This window comes from Oceaniglobus indicus (assembly GCF_002751875.1).
Lineage (GTDB): Bacteria > Pseudomonadota > Alphaproteobacteria > Rhodobacterales > Rhodobacteraceae > Oceaniglobus > Oceaniglobus indicus.
In genome coordinates this window covers 343,501-363,903 of sequence record NZ_NMZM01000002.1, presented here as the reverse complement: position 1 = coordinate 363,903, position 20,403 = coordinate 343,501, and the positions used below count along the sequence as shown (strand labels likewise).

Below are 20,403 nucleotides of genomic sequence, written 5' to 3'. Positions count from 1 at the left end.
GCGTGATCAGAGGTATCCCGCGCTGCGAAAGCTGAGCTCGGTCGATTTGCCGACGATCAGGTGGTCGTGCAGCACGATCCCGAGGGCGCGGCAGGCGTCGTCGATCTGGGTGGTCATGGTGATGTCGCTGTCGGACGGTGTCGGATCGCCCGAGGGATGGTTGTGCACGAGGATGATCGCCGAGGCGTTCAGCGAGAGCGCCCGTTTCACCACCTCGCGCGGATAAACCGGGACATGATCGACCGTGCCCTTGCCCTGCTCCTCGTCCGCGATGAGGACGTTCTTGCGATCGAGAAACAGGATACGGAACTGTTCGGTCTCGCGGTGTGCCATCGTGGTATGGCAGTAATCGAGAACCGCCTCCCAACTTGAGACGACGGGACGCTGCATGACCTTGGCGCGCGCGATCCGGTGCGCGGCCGCCTCGACGATCTTGAGATCCTGCATCACCGCTTCGCCAACACCGGGCACGTCCAGAAGCTGTTCGGGGGACGCGGACAGGACGCGACCGAGATCGCCGAAGGTATCCATCAGCCGCCGCGCCAGAGGTTTCACATCCTGTCGGGGAATCGCGCGAAACAGCAGAAGTTCCAGCATTTCATAATCGGGAATGGCGGCCGCCCCGCCGTCCATGAAGCGATCCCGCAGGCGTTTGCGATGATCCTTGATATACGACGGCAACTTGCCACCCGCGGTCAACGCAACCGGTTCTGCTTCGTCGAACAGGGGCAGGGGGCGTTCATGAAAGCTGTTGGCGTGGGTCATGACGCGACCATTGCCACGAAAGGTGAAGATCGGGTTAACCAGATATCGACGTTGCGCGGCCGGTCAGCGCCGGAGCCTCCGGCGGGAGTATTTCGGTCGGTAAGAAGCCGGGGCGGGGGCCGTTTGCGGGCCCGTCCGCCCCCGCGCAGTCAGCCTTTCATCCCGTCCCAGAAGGTTTTGACCTTCTTGAAGAACCCCGAGGATTCGGGATTGTTGTCCTTGGACAGGGTATCGAATTCGCGCAGCAGATCCTTCTGGCGCGATGTGAGGTTCACCGGCGTTTCGACCGCCAGTTCGATGTACATGTCGCCGTGACCACCGCCGCGCAGGGCCGGCATGCCCTTGCCGCGCAGGCGCATCTGCTTGCCGGTCTGGCTGCCTGCGGGTATCTTCACCCGGCTGCGGCCACCGTCGATGTTCGGCACCTCGATGTCGCCGCCCAGGGCAGCCGATATGATCGACACCGGAACATGGCAGAACAGGTGCTGATTTTCGCGCTGGAACAGCGGGTGGTCGGCAACCTCGATGAAGATGTAGAGATCGCCCGACGGTCCGCCGCGCAATCCCGCCTCACCCTCGCCCGACAGGCGGATCCGGGTGCCGGTTTCGACGCCGGCCGGGATGTTGACCGACAGCGAACGGTCTTTCTCGACGCGGCCTTGGCCGTGGCAGACGGAACAGGGGTTCTTGATGATCTGGCCCGCGCCCGAACAGGTGGGACAGGTGCGTTCGACGGTGAAGAAGCCTTGCTGCGCGCGCACCTTGCCCATGCCGGCGCAGGTGGGGCAGGGGGCAGGTTCTGAGCCGCCTTCGGCGCCGGTGCCGCTGCATTTCGAGCAGGCCAGGGCGGTGGGCACGTTGATCGTCTTTTGCAGACCGGCATAGGCTTCTTCGAGCGAGACGCGCATGTTGTAGCGCAGGTCGGAGCCGCGGGTGGCCCGCTGGCCGCCACGTCCGCCGCGGCCACCGCCCATCATGTCGCCGAACAGGTCGTCGAACACGTCCGAAAAGGCCGAGGCGAAATCGCCCTGTCCGCCGCCGAACCCTTGCGCGCCGGGGCGTCGCCCGCCGCCCATGCCACCTTCGAACGCGGCATGGCCATACCGGTCGTAGGCCGCCTTTTTCTCGGCGTCCTTCAGCACTTCGTAGGCTTCGTTCGCTTCCTTGAACTGCGATTCCGCATTTGGGTTGTCGGAATTGCGATCGGGGTGAAGCTCTTTCGCCTTTCGGCGGAACCCCTTCTTGATCTCATCGGCCGAAGCGCCTTTGGCGACGCCGAGCGTTTCATAGTAATCGCGTTTTGCCATCAGGTTATGTCCTTTCGGAACGCGGAAACCGGCCCGATCTGATCAGGCCGGTTTCGGTAGGTTCCAATGCGCGGGTCAGGACGCGCGCTTGTTGTCGTCGCCAAGGTCTTCGAAATCGGCATCCACAATGTCGTCATCGACATCCTTGGGGCCGTCGCCGTCGCCATCTTCAGGCTCGTTGCCGGCTTTTGCCTGCTCGGCCTTGTAGATCGCCTCGCCCAGCTTCATCGCCGATTCGGTGACGTTCTGGATGCCGTTCTTGATCTTGCCGGCATCTTCCGACTCGAGCTGTTCGTTCAGGTTGGCAATGGCCAGTTCGATCGCTTCGATGGTGGTCGGATCGACCTTGTCTTTGTGCTCTTCCATCGCCTTCTCGGTCGAATGGATCAGCGACTCGGCCTGGTTCTTCGCCTCGACCAATTCCTTGCGGCTCTTGTCGGCTTCGGCGTTTTCTTCCGCGTCCTTGACCATCTTCTCGATGTCCTCGTCCGACAGACCGCCCGACGCCTGGATCGTGATCTTCTGCTCCTTGTTGGTGCCCTTGTCCTTGGCACCTACGGACACGATGCCGTTGGCGTCGATGTCGAAGGTCACTTCGATCTGGGGCAGGCCACGGGGGGCCGGCGGGATGTCTTCGAGGTTGAACTGACCCAGCATCTTGTTGTCGGACGCCATTTCACGTTCGCCCTGGAAGACCCGGATCGTCACGGCGTTCTGGTTGTCTTCGGCGGTCGAGAAGATCTGCGACTTCTTCGTCGGGATCGTCGTGTTGCGGTCGATCAGGCGGGTGAACACACCACCCAGCGTCTCAATCCCCAGCGACAGCGGGGTCACGTCCAGCAGGACCACGTCCTTGACGTCACCCTGAAGCACACCGGCCTGAATGGCGGCGCCCAGTGCGACGACCTCATCGGGGTTGACGCCCTTGTTCGGCTCCTTGCCGAAGAATTTCGTCACTTCCTCGACGACGCGGGGCATGCGGGTCATGCCGCCGACCATCACGATCTCGTCGATTTCACCAACCGACAGCCCGGCATCCTTCAGTGCGGCCTGGCAGGGTTTGATCGACTGCTTGATCAGGTCGCTGACCAGCGATTCCAGCTTGGCACGGGTCAGTTTCATGACCATGTGCAGCGGTTGGCCGTTGGCGCCCATCGAAATGAACGGCTGGTTGATCTCGGTCTGGCTGGACGAGGACAGTTCGATCTTGGCCTTTTCCGCCGCTTCCTTGAGGCGCTGAAGCGCCATCTTGTCGGCGGTCAGATCGACCTGGTGTTCCTTCTTGAACTGCTCGGCCAGGTAATTGACGATCCGCATGTCGAAGTCTTCACCGCCGAGGAACGTGTCGCCGTTGGTGGATTTGACTTCGAACAGGCCGTCGTCGATTTCCAGGATGGTCACGTCGAACGTGCCACCGCCGAGGTCATAGACCGCGATCGTCTTGGTTTCTTTCTTGTCCAGACCATAGGCCAGCGCGGCAGCAGTCGGTTCGTTGATGATCCGCAGCACTTCCAGACCGGCGATCTTGCCGGCGTCCTTGGTCGCCTGACGCTGGGCGTCGTTGAAATAGGCGGGAACGGTGATGACGGCCTGCGTCACTTCCTCGCCGAGATAGCTTTCGGCCGTTTCCTTCATCTTGCCCAGGATGAACGCGCTGATCTGGCTGGGCGAATACTTCTCGCCGCGGGCCTGGACCCATGCGTCGCCGTTGCCGCCGTCGATGACGGTGAACGGCATGTTCTTGCGGTCCTTGGCAAGGTTCGCGTCGTCGTTGCGACGACCGATCAGGCGCTTGACGCCGAAGATGGTATTTTCGGGGTTGGTGACGGCCTGCCGCTTGGCGGATTGACCGACCAGCCGTTCATCGTCGGTGAAGGCGACGATCGACGGTGTGGTGCGTGCGCCTTCGCTGTTCTCGATGACGCGGGGTTGGCTGCCGTCCATGATGGCGACACAGCTGTTGGTGGTTCCAAGGTCGATTCCGATGACTTTGGCCATGCTCAAATCCTCTCTCTGGCGATGTTCGTGCAGGAATACCCGCGGTGCGGCATATCCCCGGCGATCCCAATGATTACGTCGGGAACAAAGCCCCCGACCGGGCGTCTGGCCTCATATAAGGAGGGGGTTTCAGCCCTGCAAGCGCCGGGGATGGATGAATCTTCGCGAAAATGCGACTCTCGGCGAAATTGACGAGCGGAGGGGCGATGAACGGTGATGGTCCGCTGAACGTGCGCGGGGTCCAGGTGTGGCGCGGGTTTCTGGACGCAGCGATGCAGGCGCGGCTTTTGACAGCCCTGCGCGACGTGGCCCGCGCAGCGCCCCCGGTGCATCCCGAAACCCGGTCGGGGCGGAAGATGTCGGTCAGGATGACATCGGCGGGATCGGTCGGTTGGGTGTCGGACCGGCGCGGTTATCGATACGCGCCGCGCCATCCGTCGGGCGCGGCCTGGCCGCCGATCCCCGACGCGGCGCTGGAGATCTGGCGCGCCCTTGGCCCTGCGGCGCAACTGCCCGATTGCTGTTTGATCAACTTCTACGGCGAAGGGGCGCGCATGGGTCTGCATCAGGACCGCGACGAGGCGTCGTTCGACTGGCCGGTGATTTCCGTGTCACTGGGCGATGACGGCTTGTTCCGGATCGGCAGTGTCGAAAGGGGCGGCAAAACCGAAAGCCTCTGGCTGTCGTCGGGCGATGTGGTGGTGATGGGCGGGGCGGCGCGGCTGGTCCATCACGGGGTTGACCGGATCAGGTTTCGTTCGTCGTCACTGTTGCCCAAGGGAGGCCGCATCAACGTCACGCTGCGCGTCGCTCAGGGTGGGGACAGGGTGCAGCAGCCGGAATAGAGCGCGATGCCGTTGCTGTCCATCATCAACACATCGCCGTTCAGGCCATAGTTGCCGATACACCGGGCGCTTCGGTGACCATGGCCCAGCGGTCGGTGCGTCCGGTCGCGCGGCGCCGGTCGCCTTGGCGCAGCCGGTGCTCGGACACCCCGGAAAGGGTAAAGACGCTTGCGTCGGCGGTAACCTTCAGCGACCAGAACGGTTCGGTCCCGAAGCACCGCAGGGGGTCGGGGAAATCGCGGTCATCCTGGCCCGGCTGGCGGCCGAGAAACCTGAGCGCGGCCCACGCGGTTCCTTCGCCCATGTTGATCCGCCCCCATGTCCCGTCGGCGTTTTCCGCCACCACCTCGATGTCGCGGGCGTCAAAGGGCAGGGTGGCGACCAGCGGCGCCTTCCAATCAGGTTCGGCACGCAGGTTCGGCGTGTCGTTTTCGGCGACGCCGACGACGTCGTGCAAGGCGGGCAGCCCCTGTGCGCCAAGGGCCCCGGACCAGAGACAAGCGGTAATGACGGAGAGCATACGGATCATCGGCGTGCGTTCCAGCTGAGCGAGGCATGCTTGCGGGTATAGAATTCGCCCATCATCCCGATCATCAGCAATGCGATGGAGACATAAAGCGGATATTCGACCGACGAATTATGCGGGAAGTAGTTCACGAAGGCAAAGCCGCGGGCCTGGTCGATGGCGTGAAACAGGGGGTTCCAGTCGAAGAACGCCAGCATGGTGCCGGGCAGCTGGTTGGCGACGAACATCTTGCCCGAGGCGATCATGTTGGCGCGGGTATAGATCATCGCGACGATGCCGATGGCGCTGGGAAACCACGGCTTGAGCGCCAGGAAAATCATCCCGACGCCCACGCCCGAAAACCAGGCCAGAAGGACCATCCCAAAGGCGCCCGACCAGTCGTGAATCGTGATCGGCCCCCAGATGACGTGATAGAAATACAACACCACCGTCATCGACAGAACCTGGACATACAGCGTCGACAGTGCGGCCGCCGAGATCGAGATCGCGGTGGTCATCGGCGCGTGTTTCATCATCGCCGATGCCGGCCCTTCCGATTGCAGGATCGCGGTGACGGTGCGGGTATGCACCATGTAAAGAAAGATGCCGGTGAAGATGTACAACAGGAAATCGCCGCGAATCGCATTGCCGCGCATCCCGAGCACGTGGAACAGCAGGTAGAACGCCATCACGAAGACGACGGTCTGCAGGATGTTCATCAGGATCGCCATCACCGCGTTGGCATGGGTGCGGCGCACGCTGCGCACCGTGTTGTGATAGATCAGCTCGAGTATACTGACGGCGCCGGTCAGCCGGGATTGCGTCTGTCTGCGTTCGAACATGCGTGCGTCTGCCTTGGCTTGTCTGGGCGATCCCGACCTTGTTGCATGATAATCTTGCCGTTTCTTTGACCATTCACCATAAAAGACCAAATCTGACGAAACAACTGTTCCGGCCCCGCGGGGCCCAGTCTGGGGATGATGCCATGAACTTCGAAATGCTGACCGCCGAAATGCGACGTCTCGCGTTGGAGGGCGGAGCGAAGATCATGGAGATCTACGACGCCGACGATTTTGAGGTGAAGACCAAGTCCGACGCCAGCCCGGTCACCGAAGCCGACGAGGCGGCGGATGCCCTGATTTCCGCCGGTCTGCGCGCGGCGTTTCCCGACGTGCCGCTGGTGACCGAGGAACAGGCCGAGTCGCACGAAATCGAGGCGCGCACCTTCCTGATCGTCGATCCGCTGGACGGCACCAAGGAGTTCGTCCAGCGGCGCGGCGATTTCACGGTCAACATCGCCTATGTCTCGGACGGGGCACCGGTGCGCGGGGTGGTCTATGCACCGGCGAGGGGGCGGTTGTTCTATACCGATTCCACCGGCGTTTCGGTCGAGGAGACGGGCGATTTCGACCTCGACACGCCCGGCGAGACGACGCCGATCAAGGTATCCGAACCTGACGAGGCCGGATTGATGGTCGTGGCGTCGAAATCCCACCGCGACGAGGCCACCGACGACTATATCGGGCAATACAACGTCAAGGACATGAAAAGCGCCGGTTCATCGCTGAAGTTCTGTCTTGTCGCCACGGGCGAGGCCGATCTGTATCCCCGCCTGGGGCGGACCATGGAATGGGACACGGCGGCGGGCCACGCCGTCCTGCACGGCGCGGGCGGGCGGGTTGTGCGGTTCGATGACCATTCGCCGCTGGTCTATGGCAAGCCCGCCTTCGCCAATCCGTTCTTCATCGCCTATGCCCCCGGCGTGACCCTGAAACCGGCCTGAGGCACCCGTGACGCCCCGCGTCAGCGTCGTCGTGGTCAGCCGGGATCGCCCGGCGGCCCTGGCGCGGTGTCTGCGCGGTCTCGATCAACTGCTTTATCCCACCTTCGAGGTGATCGTCGTGGCCGATCCGCCCGGTGCCGCCGTCGCGCGGGCGGCGGATCTGGGGCGGGTCGTGGCGTTCGATCTGCCCAACATCTCGGCGGCGAGGAACGCGGGAATCGCGGCGTCCGGGGGCGATATCGTCGCCTTCATCGATGACGATGCGGTGCCCGAACCCACATGGCTGACCCATCTGGTCGCGCCGTTCGATGATCCGTCGGTCGCGCTGGCGGGGGGGTTCGTGATCGGGCGCAACGGGATTTCCTTTCAATGGCGGGCGCGCAGCGTCGACGCCACCGGCGTTGCGCAGGATCTGTCGTCCTGGGGCGATGGGCCGAAGGCTTTCGATCCCCCCGACACGGGCGCGATCAAGACCGAAGGCACGAACATGGCGGCGCGCCGCGACGTACTGTGCGCGCTGGGCGGGTTCGATGCCGCCTTTGCCTTCTTTCTTGATGAAACCGATCTGAACATGCGCGCGGCGCGGGCCGGGTTTCGCACCGCGCTGGTGCCGTTGGCGCAGGTGCATCACGGCTTTGCCGCGTCCGCCCGCCGTCGCGCCGACCGCGCCCCGCTCAGCCTGTTCGACATCGGCGCGTCAAGCGCGGTCTTCTGGAACCGGCACCTGCCGGTGGACCGCCACGCCGCCGCGCGCGCCGCGCTCGTGGCGGATCAGAGGGCGCGGATCATCCGCCATCTGGTTGCCGGAACGGCCGAACCGCGCGATGTTCCGCGCCTGATGCAATCGCTGAACGACGGCCTGGCCGATGGCGCGCGCCGCGGGCCGATGCCGCCGCACACCTGGCCCGAGCGGCCGGCGTTCCGCCAGATCCGCACCCCGAGGCCGGTCGGATCGGTCGTGGTGGCGGGACGCCGTGCGGCGGGCAGCGCGCGGGCGCGGATCGAACGTGAAAAGGGGCTGGTGGTGACTCTGCTGGACCTGTCGCCAAGCGCGCTCTACCACCGGTGCGTTTTCGACGACCTCGGGATCTGGCGGCAAAGCGGCGGAATCTGGGGCCGCTCCGATCGCCGGGATCCCATTTTCATGGCGATCCGGCGGCGCGCGCGAATCGAACGCGAAAGGAAGCGCATTTTCGCCGTGCGCGGTCTGTCGGATGGCGGGGAACAATAATGGGCTGGTATCGATTGTGCAGACGCAGCATAACAAGCTAGACGATACCGGGGTTGAAAAGCGCCCTTGGTCGCCGTGATCAGATCGCGGTATGACCAGAATTGAAGAGATCTATTTCCAGGAGTCGATATGAGTCGCAAGGTAACAAAGGCCATTTTCCCCGTAGCAGGATTGGGGACGCGGTTTCTTCCCGCGACCAAGTCGATTCCCAAGGAGATCATGACCCTGGTCGACCGGCCCCTGATCCAATACGCCATCGACGAGGCCCGCGCCGCCGGCATCACCGAATTCATCTTTGTCACCTCGCGCGGCAAATCCGCACTGGAAGACTATTTCGACCTGGCCCCCGAGCTTGAGACCGCCCTGCGTCAGAAGGGCAAGGACGACATGCTGGAGATGCTGGAATCGACCAACATGGCCGATGGCGCCATTGCCTATATCCGCCAGCACATGGCGCTGGGGCTGGGCCATGCCGTCTGGTGCGGCCGGCGCCTGATCGGTGACGAACCCTTTGCCGTGATCCTGCCCGACGACGTGATCGCGTCCGACAAGCCCTGCCTGCAACAGATGATCGAAGCCTACGAGGAAACCGGCGGCAATATCGTCGCCGCCATGGAAGTGCCAGAAGAGAAGGCATCGTCCTATGGCATCCTGGCCACGTCCGAAGACAATGGCGTGCGCGTGAAGGTCAAGGGCATGGTCGAAAAACCTGAAAAGGGAACGGCGCCGTCGAACCTGGCCGTGATCGGCCGTTACATCCTGACCCCGGCCGTGATGAACCGTCTGAACGACATGAAGAAAGGCGCCGGCGGAGAGATCCAGTTGACCGATGCCATTGCCGCCGAGATCGACGGCAAGGACGGTGTCTATGGCCTGCGCTTCAAGGGCCAGCGGTTCGATTGCGGATCGAAGGCAGGCTTCCTTCAGGCCACGGTCGCCTTCGGCCTGTCGCGTCCCGACCTGCAGGACGAGTTCGGCGAATACATCGACGCCCTGGCGGCCAGCCGCGCCGACGCATCCTGACCCCTGCGGGCACGATGGCGGGGCGCGCGCAAGCCGCGTGCGTCCGTCGGTGACGACGCGATGTCTCGACCTGACGCGGCTTGTCAGCCGGGTCGGGCTGGGGCCGCCCACCGGCGTCGACCGGGTCGAACTGGCCTATCTCGATGCCCTCCTCGCCAAGTCGGACCCGATGTTCGCGTTGTGCCGCACCGCGGCGGGCTTCAGCCTGCTGAACCGCGACGGGGCGCGTGCGATACGGGACAGGATTGCCGATGATCGCTGGGGGTCCCCCGATATCCTCGCGCGTTTCTCCCGTGGGCTGAGCGCCGCGCGACGCCGCGCCGAGGCCGAGATCCGGCGTCAGGCCGTGGCCTCGTGCCTGCGCGGCGGTTTGGGCCGCCTTGCGCGGCGCCATTTGCCGGTGGATGTGCATTACCTCAACGTCGGTCACAGCAATCTCGAGGCGCGCGTGTTCCGGGCTCTGCGCCAGGTCAAGGGGGTGCGCATTGCCGTTCTGGTCCATGATACGATTCCGCTGGATTTCCCGCAGTTTCAGCGCCCCGGCACACCCGAGGCCTTCGCGCGCAAGATGCGCGCGGTTGCCACCCATGCCGACCTGGTGATCTGTAACTCGGCCGGGACCAAGGCGGATGTGGGGCGTCATTTCAAGGATCTCGGCCGGGTGCCCGCCTGTGTGGTCGCGCATCTGGGCGTCGAGACACCTACGGCCGATCCCGCCGGCCTGCCCCCCGGTCTGGATCTGTCCACGCCGTATTTCATCGCCCTGTCGACGATCGAGCCGCGCAAGAACCATGCGTTGTTGCTGGATGTCTGGGAGCGGTTGGCGCGAACCGGCAAACCCCTGCCCAATCTCTATATCGTCGGGCGCCGGGGGTGGAACAATGCGGCGGTCTTCGACCGGCTTGATGCGGGTCTTGCCGGGGTGCATGAATTGCCGGCGCTGGACGACGGCGCGGTGGCCGCCCTGATCCGCGGGGCGCAAGCGCTGTTGTTTCCCAGCTTTGCCGAAGGCTTCGGCCTCCCCCCACTCGAGGCGGCGGTGCTGGGCACGCCTGTTGTTTGTTCATCACTGCCCGTTCTGCGCGAGGTGCTGGGCCAGTATCCCGTTTACCTCGATCCTGTGGATATATATGCTTGGACTACGGAAATCAGTCGTCTTGCTGCCCACGGGCGGCAGCATGCGGCGGCCTGCGACCGGGGTTCTGCGACAGGGGCGACACTGACATGGGCGGCACACTTCAACCATGTCTTCACCGTCATCTGATAGCGCCTGAAGCCGTGGCCGTCTTGCCGCAGCACCCGGAGTTTTCGCCTTGGGCGTTCTGAAAACCTATCGTCTGCGCCTTCAGCGCAAGCGCCTGCTGATCCGGGCCTTTCGCAAGCGCCGACAGCTTTCCGTGCGCGTGAACCGCATCGGCATGATCCGCAAGCGCGACATCCTGTGCTTTGTCTGTCTGCGCAACGAACGGATCCGGCTGCCGTATTTCCTGCGCTATTACCGGGACATGGGCGTCGACCATTTCATCATCGTCGACAACGGCTCGGACGACGGATCGGCGCAATACCTTGCGGATCAACCCGACGTATCGCTGTGGCATGCACGGGGCAGCTATAAACGGGCGCGATTCGGGGTGGACTGGATCAACTGGCTGCTGCGGAAATACGGCACGGGACACTGGACGCTGACCATCGATGTCGATGAGTTCTTCGTTTACCCGTTCTGCGATACCCGGCCGATTGCCGCGCTGACCGATTGGCTGGATGCGTCGTCGATCAAATCCTTCGGCACCATGATGCTGGACATGTATCCAAAGGGAGGCATGGGCGAACACCGTTATGACGAAGGACAGGATCCGTTCGAGATCGCGTCCTGGTTCGATTCCGGAAACTACACGATCACCCGCAACACCACGTTCGGCAACCTGTGGATTCAGGGCGGACCACGCGCGCGGGCCTTCCTGGCGGAAAAACCGGCGCGCGCGCCGGCACTGAACAAGCTGCCGTTGGTGAAATGGGCCCGGGGATATGCCTATGTCTCCTCGACGCATATGCTTCTGCCGCGCGGGCTGAACCAGGTTTACGACGAATACGGGGGTGAAAAGGCCAGCGGGATCCTGCTCCATGCCAAATTCCTGGATACCCTTGGGCACAAGGCCGCGGAAGAACTAGCCCGGCGCGAACATTTCGCGGGCAGCGCGGAATACAAGGCATATCACGCGGGTCTGCAGGAAAACCCCGACCTCTGGTGCAAGTGGAGCGAGAAATACATCAACTGGCGTCAGCTTGAGATCCTCGGCCTGATGTCGAAAGGAAACTGGGCGTGAGCGTCGGCATCGTCATGATGTGCCACGACGCGCTGGACCGTGCGGCACAGGTGGCGCGCCACTGGGCCGACCATGGCTGTCCGGTCGTGATCCACGTCGACCGCCGGGTCAGTCGCGCCGATTTCGACGCGTTTCGGCGCAGCATCGGCGACCGGAACGATATCCGGTTCTGCGACCGCCATGCCTGCGAATGGGGCACGTGGTCGCTGGTGGCGGCGTCACAGATCGGCGCCGAAGCGATGCTGCGGGCGTTTCCGGACGTGCGGCACATCTATCTTGCTTCGGGGTCGTGCCTGCCGCTGCGTCCGGTCGAAGAACTGGTGCAATACCTCGCCGACCGCCCGCGCACCGATTTCATCGAAAGCGTGACGACGCAGGATGTGCCGTGGACGGTGGGCGGGCTGAATTCCGAACGTTTCACCCTGCGGTTTCCGTTCTCGTGGAAGCGTCATCGCCGCCTGTTCGACGCCTACGTCGGCGTGCAGCGCGCGGTGGGCTACAGCCGGCGGATTCCCCAGGGCGTGGTGCCGCACATGGGGTCGCAATGGTGGTGCCTGACGCGCCAGACCCTCAGCGCGATCCTGCAAGACCCCCGGCGCGATGTGCACGAACGCTATTTCAAACGGGTCTGGATCCCCGATGAAAGCTATTTCCAGTCGCTCGTACGGCTTTATTCCCGCAAGATCGAAAGCCGGTCCCTGACCCTGTCCAAATTCGACTTCCAGGGCAAGCCGCATATCTTCTACGACGATCACCTGCAGCTTCTGCGCCGTTCGGATTGTTTCGTGGCGCGCAAGATCTGGCCGCGGGCGGATCGGCTGTATCGCACGTTCCTGTCGCCGCACCTGGGGGAACAGAACCGCGCCGAACCCAACCCGGGCAAGATCGACCGCATATTCGCCAAGGCCATCGATCGGCGAACGCGGGGGCGCGCGGGCCTATACATGGCCAGCAGATATCCCAAGAACGGTTGGGAAAATGGCAAGACCTGCGCACCCTATACCGTGTTCGAAGGCTTCGGCGACCTGTTCGACGGGTTCGATACGTGGCTGCAACGGGCCACGGGCGCGCGGGTTCACGGCCATCTCTATGCGCCGAAACGCGCGCAGTTCACCGACCGGCAGGCCACCTATGCCGGGGCGCTCAGCGCCGATGCACGGCTGCGCGATTACAATCCGCGCGCGTTCCTGACGAACCTGATCTGGAACACCCGCGGCGAACGTCAGTGTTTCTTCTTCGGTCCAAACGACAACCAGGCGATCGCACCGTTCCTGGCCGATGATCCGAACGCGCAGATCAACGTGATCTCGGGCGCCTGGGCGGTGCCGCTGTTCCGGTCCAACCGCGATTTCGGCGTGCTGCGCAGGAAGGCCGCGCGCATGCAGCAGGTGGAAACCCGGCATCTGGAGCTGTTGCGTCGCATCACGACCAAGGCGCGGGTGCGGATCTGGACCATGGCGGATTTCGTCGAAGCCCCGATGGAGCCGTTACAAAGCATCATCGACGACAATGGCCCGAAATCGCCGCGCCGTCTGACCGAAGCGCCGCAGATGGCCGATCTGACGGGATTCGGGCAATTTCTTCAGAACCTGAAGAACCAGGGCATGCAGCCCTATCTGATGGGCGATTTTCCGTCGGGCCATGAAATCGACACACAGCCGAAACGCCACCGGCGCCCGTATCTGGTGAAATGACAGCATGAACCGAAAATTTGACAGCTTCATCCTGCTGGCTGAAATGCGCACCGGCTCCAACTTTCTGGAAGACACGCTGAACCAGCTGCCCGGCCTGCGCTGTTGGGGCGAGGCGTTCAATCCGCATTTCACCGGTCACGCGGGCCAGACCGAGCTGGCCGGCGTCACGATGAAGGACCGCGAAGGTGATCCGGACCGCCTGCTTGCGGCGATCCGGGCCCGCACCGAAGGTCTGGCCGGCTTCCGGTTCTTTCACGATCACGATCCGCGTGTGCTGCGCCGCTGTCTCGACGATCCGCGCTGCGCCAAGGTGATCCTGACACGCAATCCGCTGGACAGTTTCGTCAGCCTGGAAATTGCGCGTCAGACCGGGCAATGGCGTCTCGGTGACATGAAGCAAGCGAAAACGGCGCGCATCACGTTCGATGCCGACCGTTTCGCGCGCCACCTGTCGCGCCTGCAAGGGTTTCAGCAGGACGTCATGCGCGCACTTCAGACCACCGGTCAGACGGCGTTTCATATCGGGTATGACGACATAAACGATCTTGGCATCCTGAACGGCCTTGCGGCTTTCCTGGGGGTCGAAAGCCGGCTCGACCGGCTTTCGGGCAAGACCAAGGTGCAAAACCCCGCCGGCCTGCGCGAAAAGGTCGCGAACTATGATCAGATGATGCAGGCGCTGGGCGCCATCGACCATTTCGATCTGGGCCGCACGCCGAATTTCGAACCGCGGCGGGGTCCGGGGGTTCCGGGGTTTGTCCGTGCCGCGCACAGCCCCCTGTTGTTCATGCCGGTCAAGGGGGGGCTGGAAGGGACAATCAACACCTGGCTGGCCGCCTTGGACGGTGCCGCACCCGTGACGGGCGACATGACCCAGAAGGATCTGCGCCGCTGGAAACGTCAGAACCCCGCACACCGCAGCTTTTCGGCCGTCCGTCATCCGGTGGCGCGCCTGCATGACAGTTTCTGCCGCTATATCCTGGCCACCGGCGCCGATGCCTATGGCGATATCCGCGAGACTTTGCGCGGGCAATACGATGTTCCGCTGCCCGCCGGGGCGGTGGACGCCGGATGGGACGCGGCACGGCATCGTGCGGCGTTCGTGGCGTTCCTGCGGTTCGTGAGGGGCAATCTCGGCAATCAGACCTCGGTCCGGGTCGATCCGGCCTGGGCATCGCAGTCTGCCGTGCTTCAGGGAATGACCCAGGCCGTCGTGCCCGATGTCATCCTGCGCGAGGATCAGATGGCCCTCGGATTGCGCTATCTTGCCGACAGCATCGGCGCCACGGCCCCGGACGTTCCGCTTTTGGAAGATGCCGCGCCGGTCGCGCTGGACGCGATCTACGACGCCGAGATCGAGACGGCCGTGCGCGACATCTATCAACGCGACTACATGATGTTCGGATTTCGCGCCTGGCGCTGACGGTCAGGCGGCGGCTGTCGCCGGTGTTTCGGTCAGGATGGCGTGCAGGACAGCCGGGTCGTCGTTGGCCCGCAGCTTGGCGCACAGCGCGCTGTCGCGCAGGGTCCGCGAGACAAGCGCCAGCGCCTTCAGATGCTCGACCCCTGCCGTGGGCGGCGCGAACAGCGCGAACACCAGGTCGACGGGCTGATGATCGACGGCGCCGAAATCCATCGGCTTCTCGATCCGCAGGAAGATGCCGCACAAGGCGTCTGCCGCCGCAAGACGGGCGTGGGGCAAGGCAATGCCGTGTCCCACGCCCGTCGGTCCCAGCGTCTCACGTTCCATCAAGGCTTCGACCGTCTTGGCGGCAGGCAGACCATGCACGGATTCGGCCATGTCGCCCAATTCTTGGAACAGCCGTTTCTTGCTTGTCATCGCACCGATCACGCGAATTGCGCGAGGATTGAGAATACTGGAAAGTTGCATTGTTACCTGCCGCTAGTGTCGGGCCGCCCCGATGGCGGTCGGCGTTATGTCTGGTTCGGATCGATCCATCCGATGTTTCCGTCGTCGCGACGATATACGATGTTCACACCGGTTTCTTGCCGCTCGTTGCGGAACACCAGAAGAGGTGCCCCCGCCAGTTCCATCTGCATCACGGCCTCGCCGACCGAGAGCTGGGGAATTTTCGTCTCCATCTCGGCCACGATCATCGGCGTCAAGGTTTCGGGTTCGTCATCGTCCTGGCCATCGTTCGCGGCGAGGATATACGAGGAGACACCCGAGAGTTCAACTGGCTGTGAGCGTTCCTTGTAGTGGTCTTTCAATCTGCGCTTGTATCGGCGCAGCTGTTTCTCCATCTTTTCGGCGCAGTTTTCGAACGCGGCATAGATTTCGGCCGCGCGGCCCTTGGCCTGCACCGTCAGGCCGGTGGACAGATGCATGACGGATTCACAGACGAATTCATGCCCATCCTTGGAAAAGACGACCAGCGCATCGGTGGGGCGACCGGGATACTTTTCGATGATGGCATCGATCTCGGTCTGAACATGGGTTTGCAGCGCTTCGCCGATATCAATCTGTTTGCCGCTGATCTGGTATTGCATGGTCGCTCCTGGTTTGGCGGGGCAAAGTTGGCCGGGACCACACGCCGACGTGGGGACGCGACCGGTTTTAGTGAACAAAAACATGGCAGGTTCCGGTATCCCGACCGCGGGCCGGCATCGCGTTTTTGCCCGTCGCGGCCCTTGCCGACGAAACTGCCGTTTCTGTCACACAACCGATTGGGCCTTGAAAGGCGCCGTGTGTCAATGGTCTCGGATCATTCCGACCGGAACCGTCAGGAAATGCGGAACCCTTGCCCGAGATAGACACGCCGAACGTTTTCGTCGCGCACGACCTCGTCGCTGGTGCCGCTCATCAGGACGTGACCGTCGTGCAGGATATAGGCCCGGTCGACGATGCCCAGCGTCTCGCGCACGTTGTGATCGGTGATCAACACGCCGATCCCCCGGGTCCGCAGATCACCGACAAGGCCGCGGATCTCGGCCACCGCGATGGGGTCGACCCCGGCAAAGGGTTCGTCCAACAGCACATAGGATGGATTGGCGGCCAGGCAGCGGGCGATCTCGACCCGCCGCCGTTCGCCGCCCGAGAGGGCAGGGGCCGGAGTGCGGCGCAGATGCGTTATCGAGAATTCGTTCAGAAGCTGTTCCAGCCGGTCACGGCGCGTCGCCCGGTCGCGCGTGGAAATTTCGAGAATCGCCAGGATGTTGTCTTCGACGTTCAGCCCGCGAAAGATCGACATTTCCTGTGGCAGATACCCGATGCCCAGCTTCGCACGGCGATACATCGGCAGGGCGGTCACATCCCGCCCGTCGATCATCACGCGCCCGCCATCGGGCTGGATCAGGCCGGCAATGGCGTAAAAGCACGTGGTCTTGCCCGACCCGTTCGGCCCGAGCAGGGCCACCACCTCGCCCTTGGCCAGTTCCAGCGAAAAGTCACGGATCACCGGGCGTTTGCGATAGCTTTTCTTCAAGTTCAATACCCGAAGCCCCCCCGACCCCTGGGCGACGGTAAGGTGGGGTGCGGGCATCAGTTGTCACCTGATCCGGTCTGAAAGATCGTGCGCACGCGGCCTTCCATGGTGCCGGTGCCGGAATTCAGATCGATCGACAGCTTGTTCGAAGACAGCGCGGTTTGCCCCTGGGTCAGGATCACGTCACCGGTCATCACCACCGTGGCGTCGTCGATGGAATAGATCGCCTCGCGGGCTTCCGCCGCCTCGGCGCCATTGACCAGCGTGACGCCGCCGCTGGCATTCATGCGCGAGATCCGCCCGCCCCCTTCCGCCGCATAGATCACCCGCACCGTGCCCGCCGTGAGCTTCATCTCGCCCTGAGAAACCAGCACATTGCCGCGAAATTCGGCGGAACCGTCGGTCTGGCTGACTTCCAGGGTATCCGACGCCACCTCGACCGGAAGGCTGCTGTCATGTTTCAGACCGCCGAACGCGATATTGGTATTCTGTGCGACGGCCGGAGACGCGATCAGCGCCAGCGCTGTCGCAATGATCACGCGAAGCTTCATGGTTGACCTCCCTGGTCGGCTTTGGGTTCGTATAGCAAACGCACGCCATCGGTGAAAAGCAGAACGTAGGGCGTGCCCGTCGCCCCGTCATCATCGCGACGCACCAACATCCGGCCCGCGTTCAGGGTTCCGAACGGTGCGGTGCCGGTCACCGGTGCCTCGGTCTCGATCCGGGTGATGTCGAGCGCGGTGGTCACCGCCTGGCTGTCCAGCGCGTATCCGGTCGAGGTTTCGATATGCACGCCCCCGGTCAGCCGCGCCAGACGGTCGGTCATGTCCAGTGCCGCGGTGTCCGCGTTCAGCCGAACGTTGCCGCCATCGGGTGTTTCGACCAGCACACGCAAACCCTGCGCATCGCTGCCGCTGCCGCTGGCCGAACCGGGGCGGGCCACGTCGGCCGACAGGGTGATCGCGGCACCATCGCGGGTCATGCCGTTGTATTGCGGTGCGACGATCGATTGTTCGCGCAGGATTTCATCCACGTCGGCATCGCTGTAGGGCAGCGGCGCGTCCGCGCCGGGCTTCTGCGACACCAGGAACAGGGTCGACAGGATCGCCAGCGCCATCAGCGGCAGGATCACCTTCAGCCAGGCGATCAGTCGCGAATATGTATTGTCATGGGTTTTCACGCGTATGCACCGCGTAAGGCCTGGCAGGATCTCGTGTGCTGGTGCATCTTCCCCAAAACCTTCCAGCGGATCAATGCGAGAAGATATCTTGATCGGACCAGCCGGCCAGGTCCAGTTGCGCCCGCATCGGCAGAAAATCGAAACAGGCCTGCGCCATCTCGCTCCGCCCCTCGCGCGCCAGCCGCGCGTCCAGGGCGCGACGCAGCTTGTGCAGATACAGCACGTCGGACGCGGCATAGGCCAGCTGCGCCTCGCTCAGCTCTGACGCGCCCCAGTCGCTTTGCTGCTGATATTTCGAAATGTCGACATTCAGCAGTTCCGACAGCAGGTTCTTCAACCCGTGCCGGTCGGTATAGGTGCGGATCAGTTTGCTGGCGATCTTGGTGCAATAGACGGGTGCGGCCACGGTGCCGAAGGCATTCAGCAGCGCGGCGATATCGAAGCGCCCGAAATGGAACAGTTTCAGAACCTCGGGATCGGCCAGCATCCGGCACAGGTTGGGCGCGCTGGTCTGGCCCGGCGCCACCTGCACGAGGTGTGCATTGCCATCGCCCACCGACATCTGCACAAGGCACAGCCGGTCCCGGTGGGGATTCAGCCCCATGGTCTCGCAATCGATGGCCACGACAGGCCCCAGGTTCAGCCCGTCGGGCAGATCGTTCTTGTAAAAGGTATTGGTCATGGCGGCCTCCGTTGCACTGACGTTCTAGGGCCGATGGGCCATGCATCGAAAGCCCGAATCGGCCCGCCACGGTTCAGTCATCGCCACAATCGCCATCATCGGCGTCGGCATCATCGGCGTCACATGGTTCGATGTCGTCATACCAGGGGTCGGTGTCGACAGGTCTCGTGTCGCGGTGCGCGGCATTCCGGCGCCCGCGTTTTCGCGCCGCGCGCACGATGACCACCATGGCAAGGCCGGCGACGATCAGGAAAACGGGTGTCATGGCTGCTGCTCCGCCGGGGTTTGCCGTGACCGCTGGTACCAGACCGTGGCGCCTGTCGCCACGCCCGATTGCGCCGATGGCGGGCTCTACGTCAAACCGCCCCTTTCCCACGGGGGATGCCTGCGCTATCAGACGCCGTCATCTGACCAAGGAGTCCCGTCATGGGTTACAAGATCGCCATCGTGGGCGCCACGGGCAACGTGGGCCGCGAAATGCTGAACATCCTGGCTGAACGCCAGTTTCCTGCGGACGAGATCGTCGCGCTTGCCTCGCGCAAATCGCTGGGAACCGAGGTCAGCTTTGGCGAGCGAACTTTGAAGACCCGCGATCTGGATACCTTCGATTTCACCGGCTACGACATGGCGCTGTTCGCCATCGGGTCCGAGGCGACGAAGCAATACGCGCCCAAGGCCGCCAAGGCGGGATGCGTCGTGATCGACAACTCATCGCTGTATCGCTATGATTCACAGGTGCCGCTGATCGTGCCCGAGGTGAATCCCGAGGCGATCACCGAGTATTCCAAGAAGAACATCATCGCCAACCCCAACTGTTCGACCGCGCAGATGGTGGTCGCCCTCAAGCCGCTGCACGATCGGGCGCGGATCAAGCGGGTTGTCGTATCGACCTATCAATCCGTGTCGGGCGCCGGCAAGGACGGCATCGATGAGCTGTGGGACCAGACCAAGAGCATCTATAACCCCACCGACGACAAGCCGGCCAAGAAATTCACCAAGCAGATCGCCTTCAACGTCATTCCCCACATCGATGTCTTCATGGAAGACGGATCGACCAAGGAAGAATGGAAGATGGTCGCCGAGACGAAAAAGATCATGGATCCGCAGATCAAGGTGACCGCGACCTGCGTGCGGGTGCCGGTGTTTGTCGGCCACTCGGAAGCGATCAACATCGAGTTCGAGGATTTCCTGGACGAGGACGAAGCCCGCGACATCCTGCGCGAAGCCCCCGGCATCATGGTCGTGGACAAGCGCGAGGACGGTGGCTACGTCACCCCCATCGAATGCGTCGGTGATTTCGCGACCTTCATTTCCCGCATCCGACAGGATTCGACCATCGACAACGGCCTGAACCTGTGGTGCGTGTCCGACAACCTGCGCAAGGGCGCGGCGCTGAATGCCGTGCAGATCGCCGAATTGCTGGGCAACCGGGTGCTGAAAAAAGGCTGACCGGCGGTCGCCAGCACTGCGAATCGGCATGACAAGGCGCGCCGCGATCTTCATCGCGGGCGCCATCCCCCTTTGCGAAGGGCGCCCGCCCCACGAGCCCGGACAGGCCAACCCCGCCGGAATCGCGCCATCCCCGTGTTCGTCCGCCGACAATGGCTTAGCGCCCGGTAA

At 63.3% G+C, this 20,403-nt stretch carries 21 protein-coding genes; 9 read left to right on the top strand and 12 right to left on the bottom strand.

Features of this window, described 5'->3' with window-relative positions:
* Positions 1 to 6 precede the first annotated feature (6 nt).
* The 3 genes from radC to dnaK all read right to left on the bottom strand — a co-directional run bounded on the left by radC (position 7) and on the right by dnaK (position 4,070).
* The gene (gene radC, locus CFP68_RS04295; protein ID WP_099824915.1) at positions 7 to 765 is read right to left on the bottom strand and encodes a RadC family protein; all 759 of its coding nucleotides are present in this window, start codon (positions 763 to 765) and stop codon (positions 7 to 9) included.
* A 149-nt stretch (positions 766 to 914) separates the two neighbouring features.
* Complete coding sequence (dnaJ, locus tag CFP68_RS04290) at positions 915 to 2,072, bottom strand: molecular chaperone DnaJ (protein WP_099824913.1); 1,158 nt, start codon at positions 2,070 to 2,072, stop codon at positions 915 to 917.
* A 75-nt stretch (positions 2,073 to 2,147) separates the two neighbouring features.
* The gene (dnaK, locus tag CFP68_RS04285; protein WP_099824909.1) at positions 2,148 to 4,070 is read right to left on the bottom strand and encodes a molecular chaperone DnaK; all 1,923 of its coding nucleotides are present in this window, start codon (positions 4,068 to 4,070) and stop codon (positions 2,148 to 2,150) included.
* Positions 4,071 to 4,276: 206 nt separating this feature from the next.
* On the opposite strand from dnaK, the gene CFP68_RS04280 reads away from it, so the two are divergent.
* Entirely contained in the window at positions 4,277 to 4,915 is a 639-nt protein-coding gene (locus tag CFP68_RS04280; RefSeq protein ID WP_099824907.1) for an alpha-ketoglutarate-dependent dioxygenase AlkB family protein, read from the top strand.
* Positions 4,916 to 4,955: 40 nt separating this feature from the next.
* Here the strand turns inward: CFP68_RS04280 and CFP68_RS04275 are convergent, their stop codons facing one another.
* Together CFP68_RS04275 and CFP68_RS04270 are read right to left on the bottom strand one after the other, a co-directional pair.
* Positions 4,956 to 5,444 carry an SH3 domain-containing protein gene (locus tag CFP68_RS04275; RefSeq protein ID WP_145953393.1) on the bottom strand — a complete coding sequence of 163 codons (489 nt, stop codon included), beginning with the start codon at positions 5,442 to 5,444 and terminating at the stop codon, positions 4,956 to 4,958.
* Positions 5,441 to 6,262, bottom strand: a complete 822-nt coding sequence (locus CFP68_RS04270; protein WP_099824902.1) for an ABC transporter permease — start codon at positions 6,260 to 6,262, stop codon at positions 5,441 to 5,443. The genes CFP68_RS04275 and CFP68_RS04270 overlap by 4 nt, the downstream gene beginning before the upstream one ends.
* A 143-nt stretch (positions 6,263 to 6,405) precedes the next feature.
* Here CFP68_RS04270 and cysQ point away from each other — a divergent pair, with 143 nt between their 5' ends.
* The 7 genes from cysQ to CFP68_RS04235 all read left to right on the top strand — a co-directional run bounded on the left by cysQ (position 6,406) and on the right by CFP68_RS04235 (position 14,898).
* Positions 6,406 to 7,203, top strand: coding sequence for a 3'(2'),5'-bisphosphate nucleotidase CysQ (gene cysQ / locus CFP68_RS04265; protein WP_099824900.1), 798 nt, complete (start codon positions 6,406 to 6,408; stop codon positions 7,201 to 7,203).
* Between the two features lie 7 nt (positions 7,204 to 7,210).
* Entirely contained in the window at positions 7,211 to 8,434 is a 1,224-nt protein-coding gene (locus CFP68_RS04260; RefSeq protein ID WP_099824898.1) for a glycosyltransferase family 2 protein, read from the top strand.
* 129 nt (positions 8,435 to 8,563) lie between these two features.
* The gene (gene galU / locus CFP68_RS04255) at positions 8,564 to 9,457 is read left to right on the top strand and encodes a UTP--glucose-1-phosphate uridylyltransferase GalU (protein WP_099824895.1); all 894 of its coding nucleotides are present in this window, start codon (positions 8,564 to 8,566) and stop codon (positions 9,455 to 9,457) included.
* 49 nt (positions 9,458 to 9,506) lie between these two features.
* Positions 9,507 to 10,721: a glycosyltransferase family 4 protein gene (locus tag CFP68_RS04250; protein ID WP_099824893.1), complete on the top strand. Its 1,215-nt coding sequence runs from the start codon at positions 9,507 to 9,509 to the stop codon at positions 10,719 to 10,721.
* A 49-nt stretch (positions 10,722 to 10,770) separates the two neighbouring features.
* Positions 10,771 to 11,781: a glycosyltransferase family 2 protein gene (locus tag CFP68_RS04245; RefSeq protein ID WP_099824891.1), complete on the top strand. Its 1,011-nt coding sequence runs from the start codon at positions 10,771 to 10,773 to the stop codon at positions 11,779 to 11,781.
* Positions 11,778 to 13,475 carry a DUF5927 domain-containing protein gene (locus tag CFP68_RS04240; RefSeq protein ID WP_099824889.1) on the top strand — a complete coding sequence of 566 codons (1,698 nt, stop codon included), beginning with the start codon at positions 11,778 to 11,780 and terminating at the stop codon, positions 13,473 to 13,475. Before CFP68_RS04245 ends, CFP68_RS04240 begins: the two co-directional genes overlap by 4 nt.
* 4 nt (positions 13,476 to 13,479) lie before the next feature.
* Complete coding sequence (locus CFP68_RS04235) at positions 13,480 to 14,898, top strand: nodulation protein NodH (RefSeq protein WP_099824887.1); 1,419 nt, start codon at positions 13,480 to 13,482, stop codon at positions 14,896 to 14,898.
* 3 nt (positions 14,899 to 14,901) lie between these two features.
* On the opposite strand, the gene CFP68_RS04230 is transcribed toward CFP68_RS04235, so the two are convergent.
* The 7 genes from CFP68_RS04230 to CFP68_RS04200 form a co-directional block, all read right to left on the bottom strand.
* Positions 14,902 to 15,366 (bottom strand): PTS sugar transporter subunit IIA, encoded by a 465-nt coding sequence (locus tag CFP68_RS04230; RefSeq protein ID WP_099824884.1) that lies wholly within the window; start codon positions 15,364 to 15,366, stop codon positions 14,902 to 14,904.
* Between the two features lie 44 nt (positions 15,367 to 15,410).
* A complete protein-coding gene (hpf, locus tag CFP68_RS04225) occupies positions 15,411 to 15,986 on the bottom strand; it encodes a ribosome hibernation-promoting factor, HPF/YfiA family (protein WP_099824882.1) in 576 nt (191 codons plus the stop codon).
* A 233-nt stretch (positions 15,987 to 16,219) separates the two neighbouring features.
* A complete protein-coding gene (gene lptB / locus CFP68_RS04220; protein ID WP_099824879.1) occupies positions 16,220 to 16,978 on the bottom strand; it encodes an LPS export ABC transporter ATP-binding protein in 759 nt (252 codons plus the stop codon).
* Entirely contained in the window at positions 16,978 to 17,472 is a 495-nt protein-coding gene (locus tag CFP68_RS04215; protein WP_099824876.1) for an LptA/OstA family protein, read from the bottom strand. Before CFP68_RS04215 ends, lptB begins: the two co-directional genes overlap by 1 nt.
* A complete protein-coding gene (lptC, locus tag CFP68_RS04210) occupies positions 17,469 to 18,101 on the bottom strand; it encodes an LPS export ABC transporter periplasmic protein LptC (RefSeq protein WP_099824873.1) in 633 nt (210 codons plus the stop codon). The genes CFP68_RS04215 and lptC overlap by 4 nt, the downstream gene beginning before the upstream one ends.
* Positions 18,102 to 18,171: 70 nt before the next feature.
* Positions 18,172 to 18,783: a ribonuclease D gene (locus tag CFP68_RS04205; RefSeq protein ID WP_099824870.1), complete on the bottom strand. Its 612-nt coding sequence runs from the start codon at positions 18,781 to 18,783 to the stop codon at positions 18,172 to 18,174.
* Positions 18,784 to 18,856: 73 nt separating this feature from the next.
* On the bottom strand, positions 18,857 to 19,048 hold the full coding sequence (locus CFP68_RS04200) for a hypothetical protein (RefSeq protein WP_099824867.1): 192 nt from the start codon (positions 19,046 to 19,048) through the stop codon (positions 18,857 to 18,859).
* Positions 19,049 to 19,209: 161 nt separating this feature from the next.
* Here CFP68_RS04200 and CFP68_RS04195 point away from each other — a divergent pair, with 161 nt between their 5' ends.
* Positions 19,210 to 20,232: an aspartate-semialdehyde dehydrogenase gene (locus CFP68_RS04195; RefSeq protein WP_099824865.1), complete on the top strand. Its 1,023-nt coding sequence runs from the start codon at positions 19,210 to 19,212 to the stop codon at positions 20,230 to 20,232.
* Positions 20,233 to 20,403: the final 171 nt, after the last annotated feature.

What these genes read in the sequence shown, in the direction of transcription:
- radC (WP_099824915.1), bottom strand. Translation starts at nt 765, where the DNA reads ATGACCCACGCCAACAGCTTTCATGAACGCCCCCTGCCCCTGTTCGAC.
- CFP68_RS04215 (WP_099824876.1), bottom strand. Translation starts at nt 17,472, where the DNA reads ATGAAGCTTCGCGTGATCATTGCGACAGCGCTGGCGCTGATCGCGTCT.
- CFP68_RS04200 (WP_099824867.1), bottom strand. Translation starts at nt 19,048, where the DNA reads ATGACACCCGTTTTCCTGATCGTCGCCGGCCTTGCCATGGTGGTCATC.
- CFP68_RS04270 (WP_099824902.1), bottom strand. Translation starts at nt 6,262, where the DNA reads ATGTTCGAACGCAGACAGACGCAATCCCGGCTGACCGGCGCCGTCAGT.
- CFP68_RS04205 (WP_099824870.1), bottom strand. Translation starts at nt 18,783, where the DNA reads ATGACCAATACCTTTTACAAGAACGATCTGCCCGACGGGCTGAACCTG.
- CFP68_RS04235 (WP_099824887.1), top strand. Translation starts at nt 13,480, where the DNA reads ATGAACCGAAAATTTGACAGCTTCATCCTGCTGGCTGAAATGCGCACC.
- CFP68_RS04280 (WP_099824907.1), top strand. Translation starts at nt 4,277, where the DNA reads ATGAACGGTGATGGTCCGCTGAACGTGCGCGGGGTCCAGGTGTGGCGC.
- CFP68_RS04275 (WP_145953393.1), bottom strand. Translation starts at nt 5,444, where the DNA reads ATGATCCGTATGCTCTCCGTCATTACCGCTTGTCTCTGGTCCGGGGCC.
- dnaK (WP_099824909.1), bottom strand. Translation starts at nt 4,070, where the DNA reads ATGGCCAAAGTCATCGGAATCGACCTTGGAACCACCAACAGCTGTGTC.
- dnaJ (WP_099824913.1), bottom strand. Translation starts at nt 2,072, where the DNA reads ATGGCAAAACGCGATTACTATGAAACGCTCGGCGTCGCCAAAGGCGCT.
- lptB (WP_099824879.1), bottom strand. Translation starts at nt 16,978, where the DNA reads ATGCCCGCACCCCACCTTACCGTCGCCCAGGGGTCGGGGGGGCTTCGG.
- CFP68_RS04195 (WP_099824865.1), top strand. Translation starts at nt 19,210, where the DNA reads ATGGGTTACAAGATCGCCATCGTGGGCGCCACGGGCAACGTGGGCCGC.
- hpf (WP_099824882.1), bottom strand. Translation starts at nt 15,986, where the DNA reads ATGCAATACCAGATCAGCGGCAAACAGATTGATATCGGCGAAGCGCTG.
- cysQ (WP_099824900.1), top strand. Translation starts at nt 6,406, where the DNA reads ATGAACTTCGAAATGCTGACCGCCGAAATGCGACGTCTCGCGTTGGAG.
- CFP68_RS04230 (WP_099824884.1), bottom strand. Translation starts at nt 15,366, where the DNA reads ATGCAACTTTCCAGTATTCTCAATCCTCGCGCAATTCGCGTGATCGGT.
- galU (WP_099824895.1), top strand. Translation starts at nt 8,564, where the DNA reads ATGAGTCGCAAGGTAACAAAGGCCATTTTCCCCGTAGCAGGATTGGGG.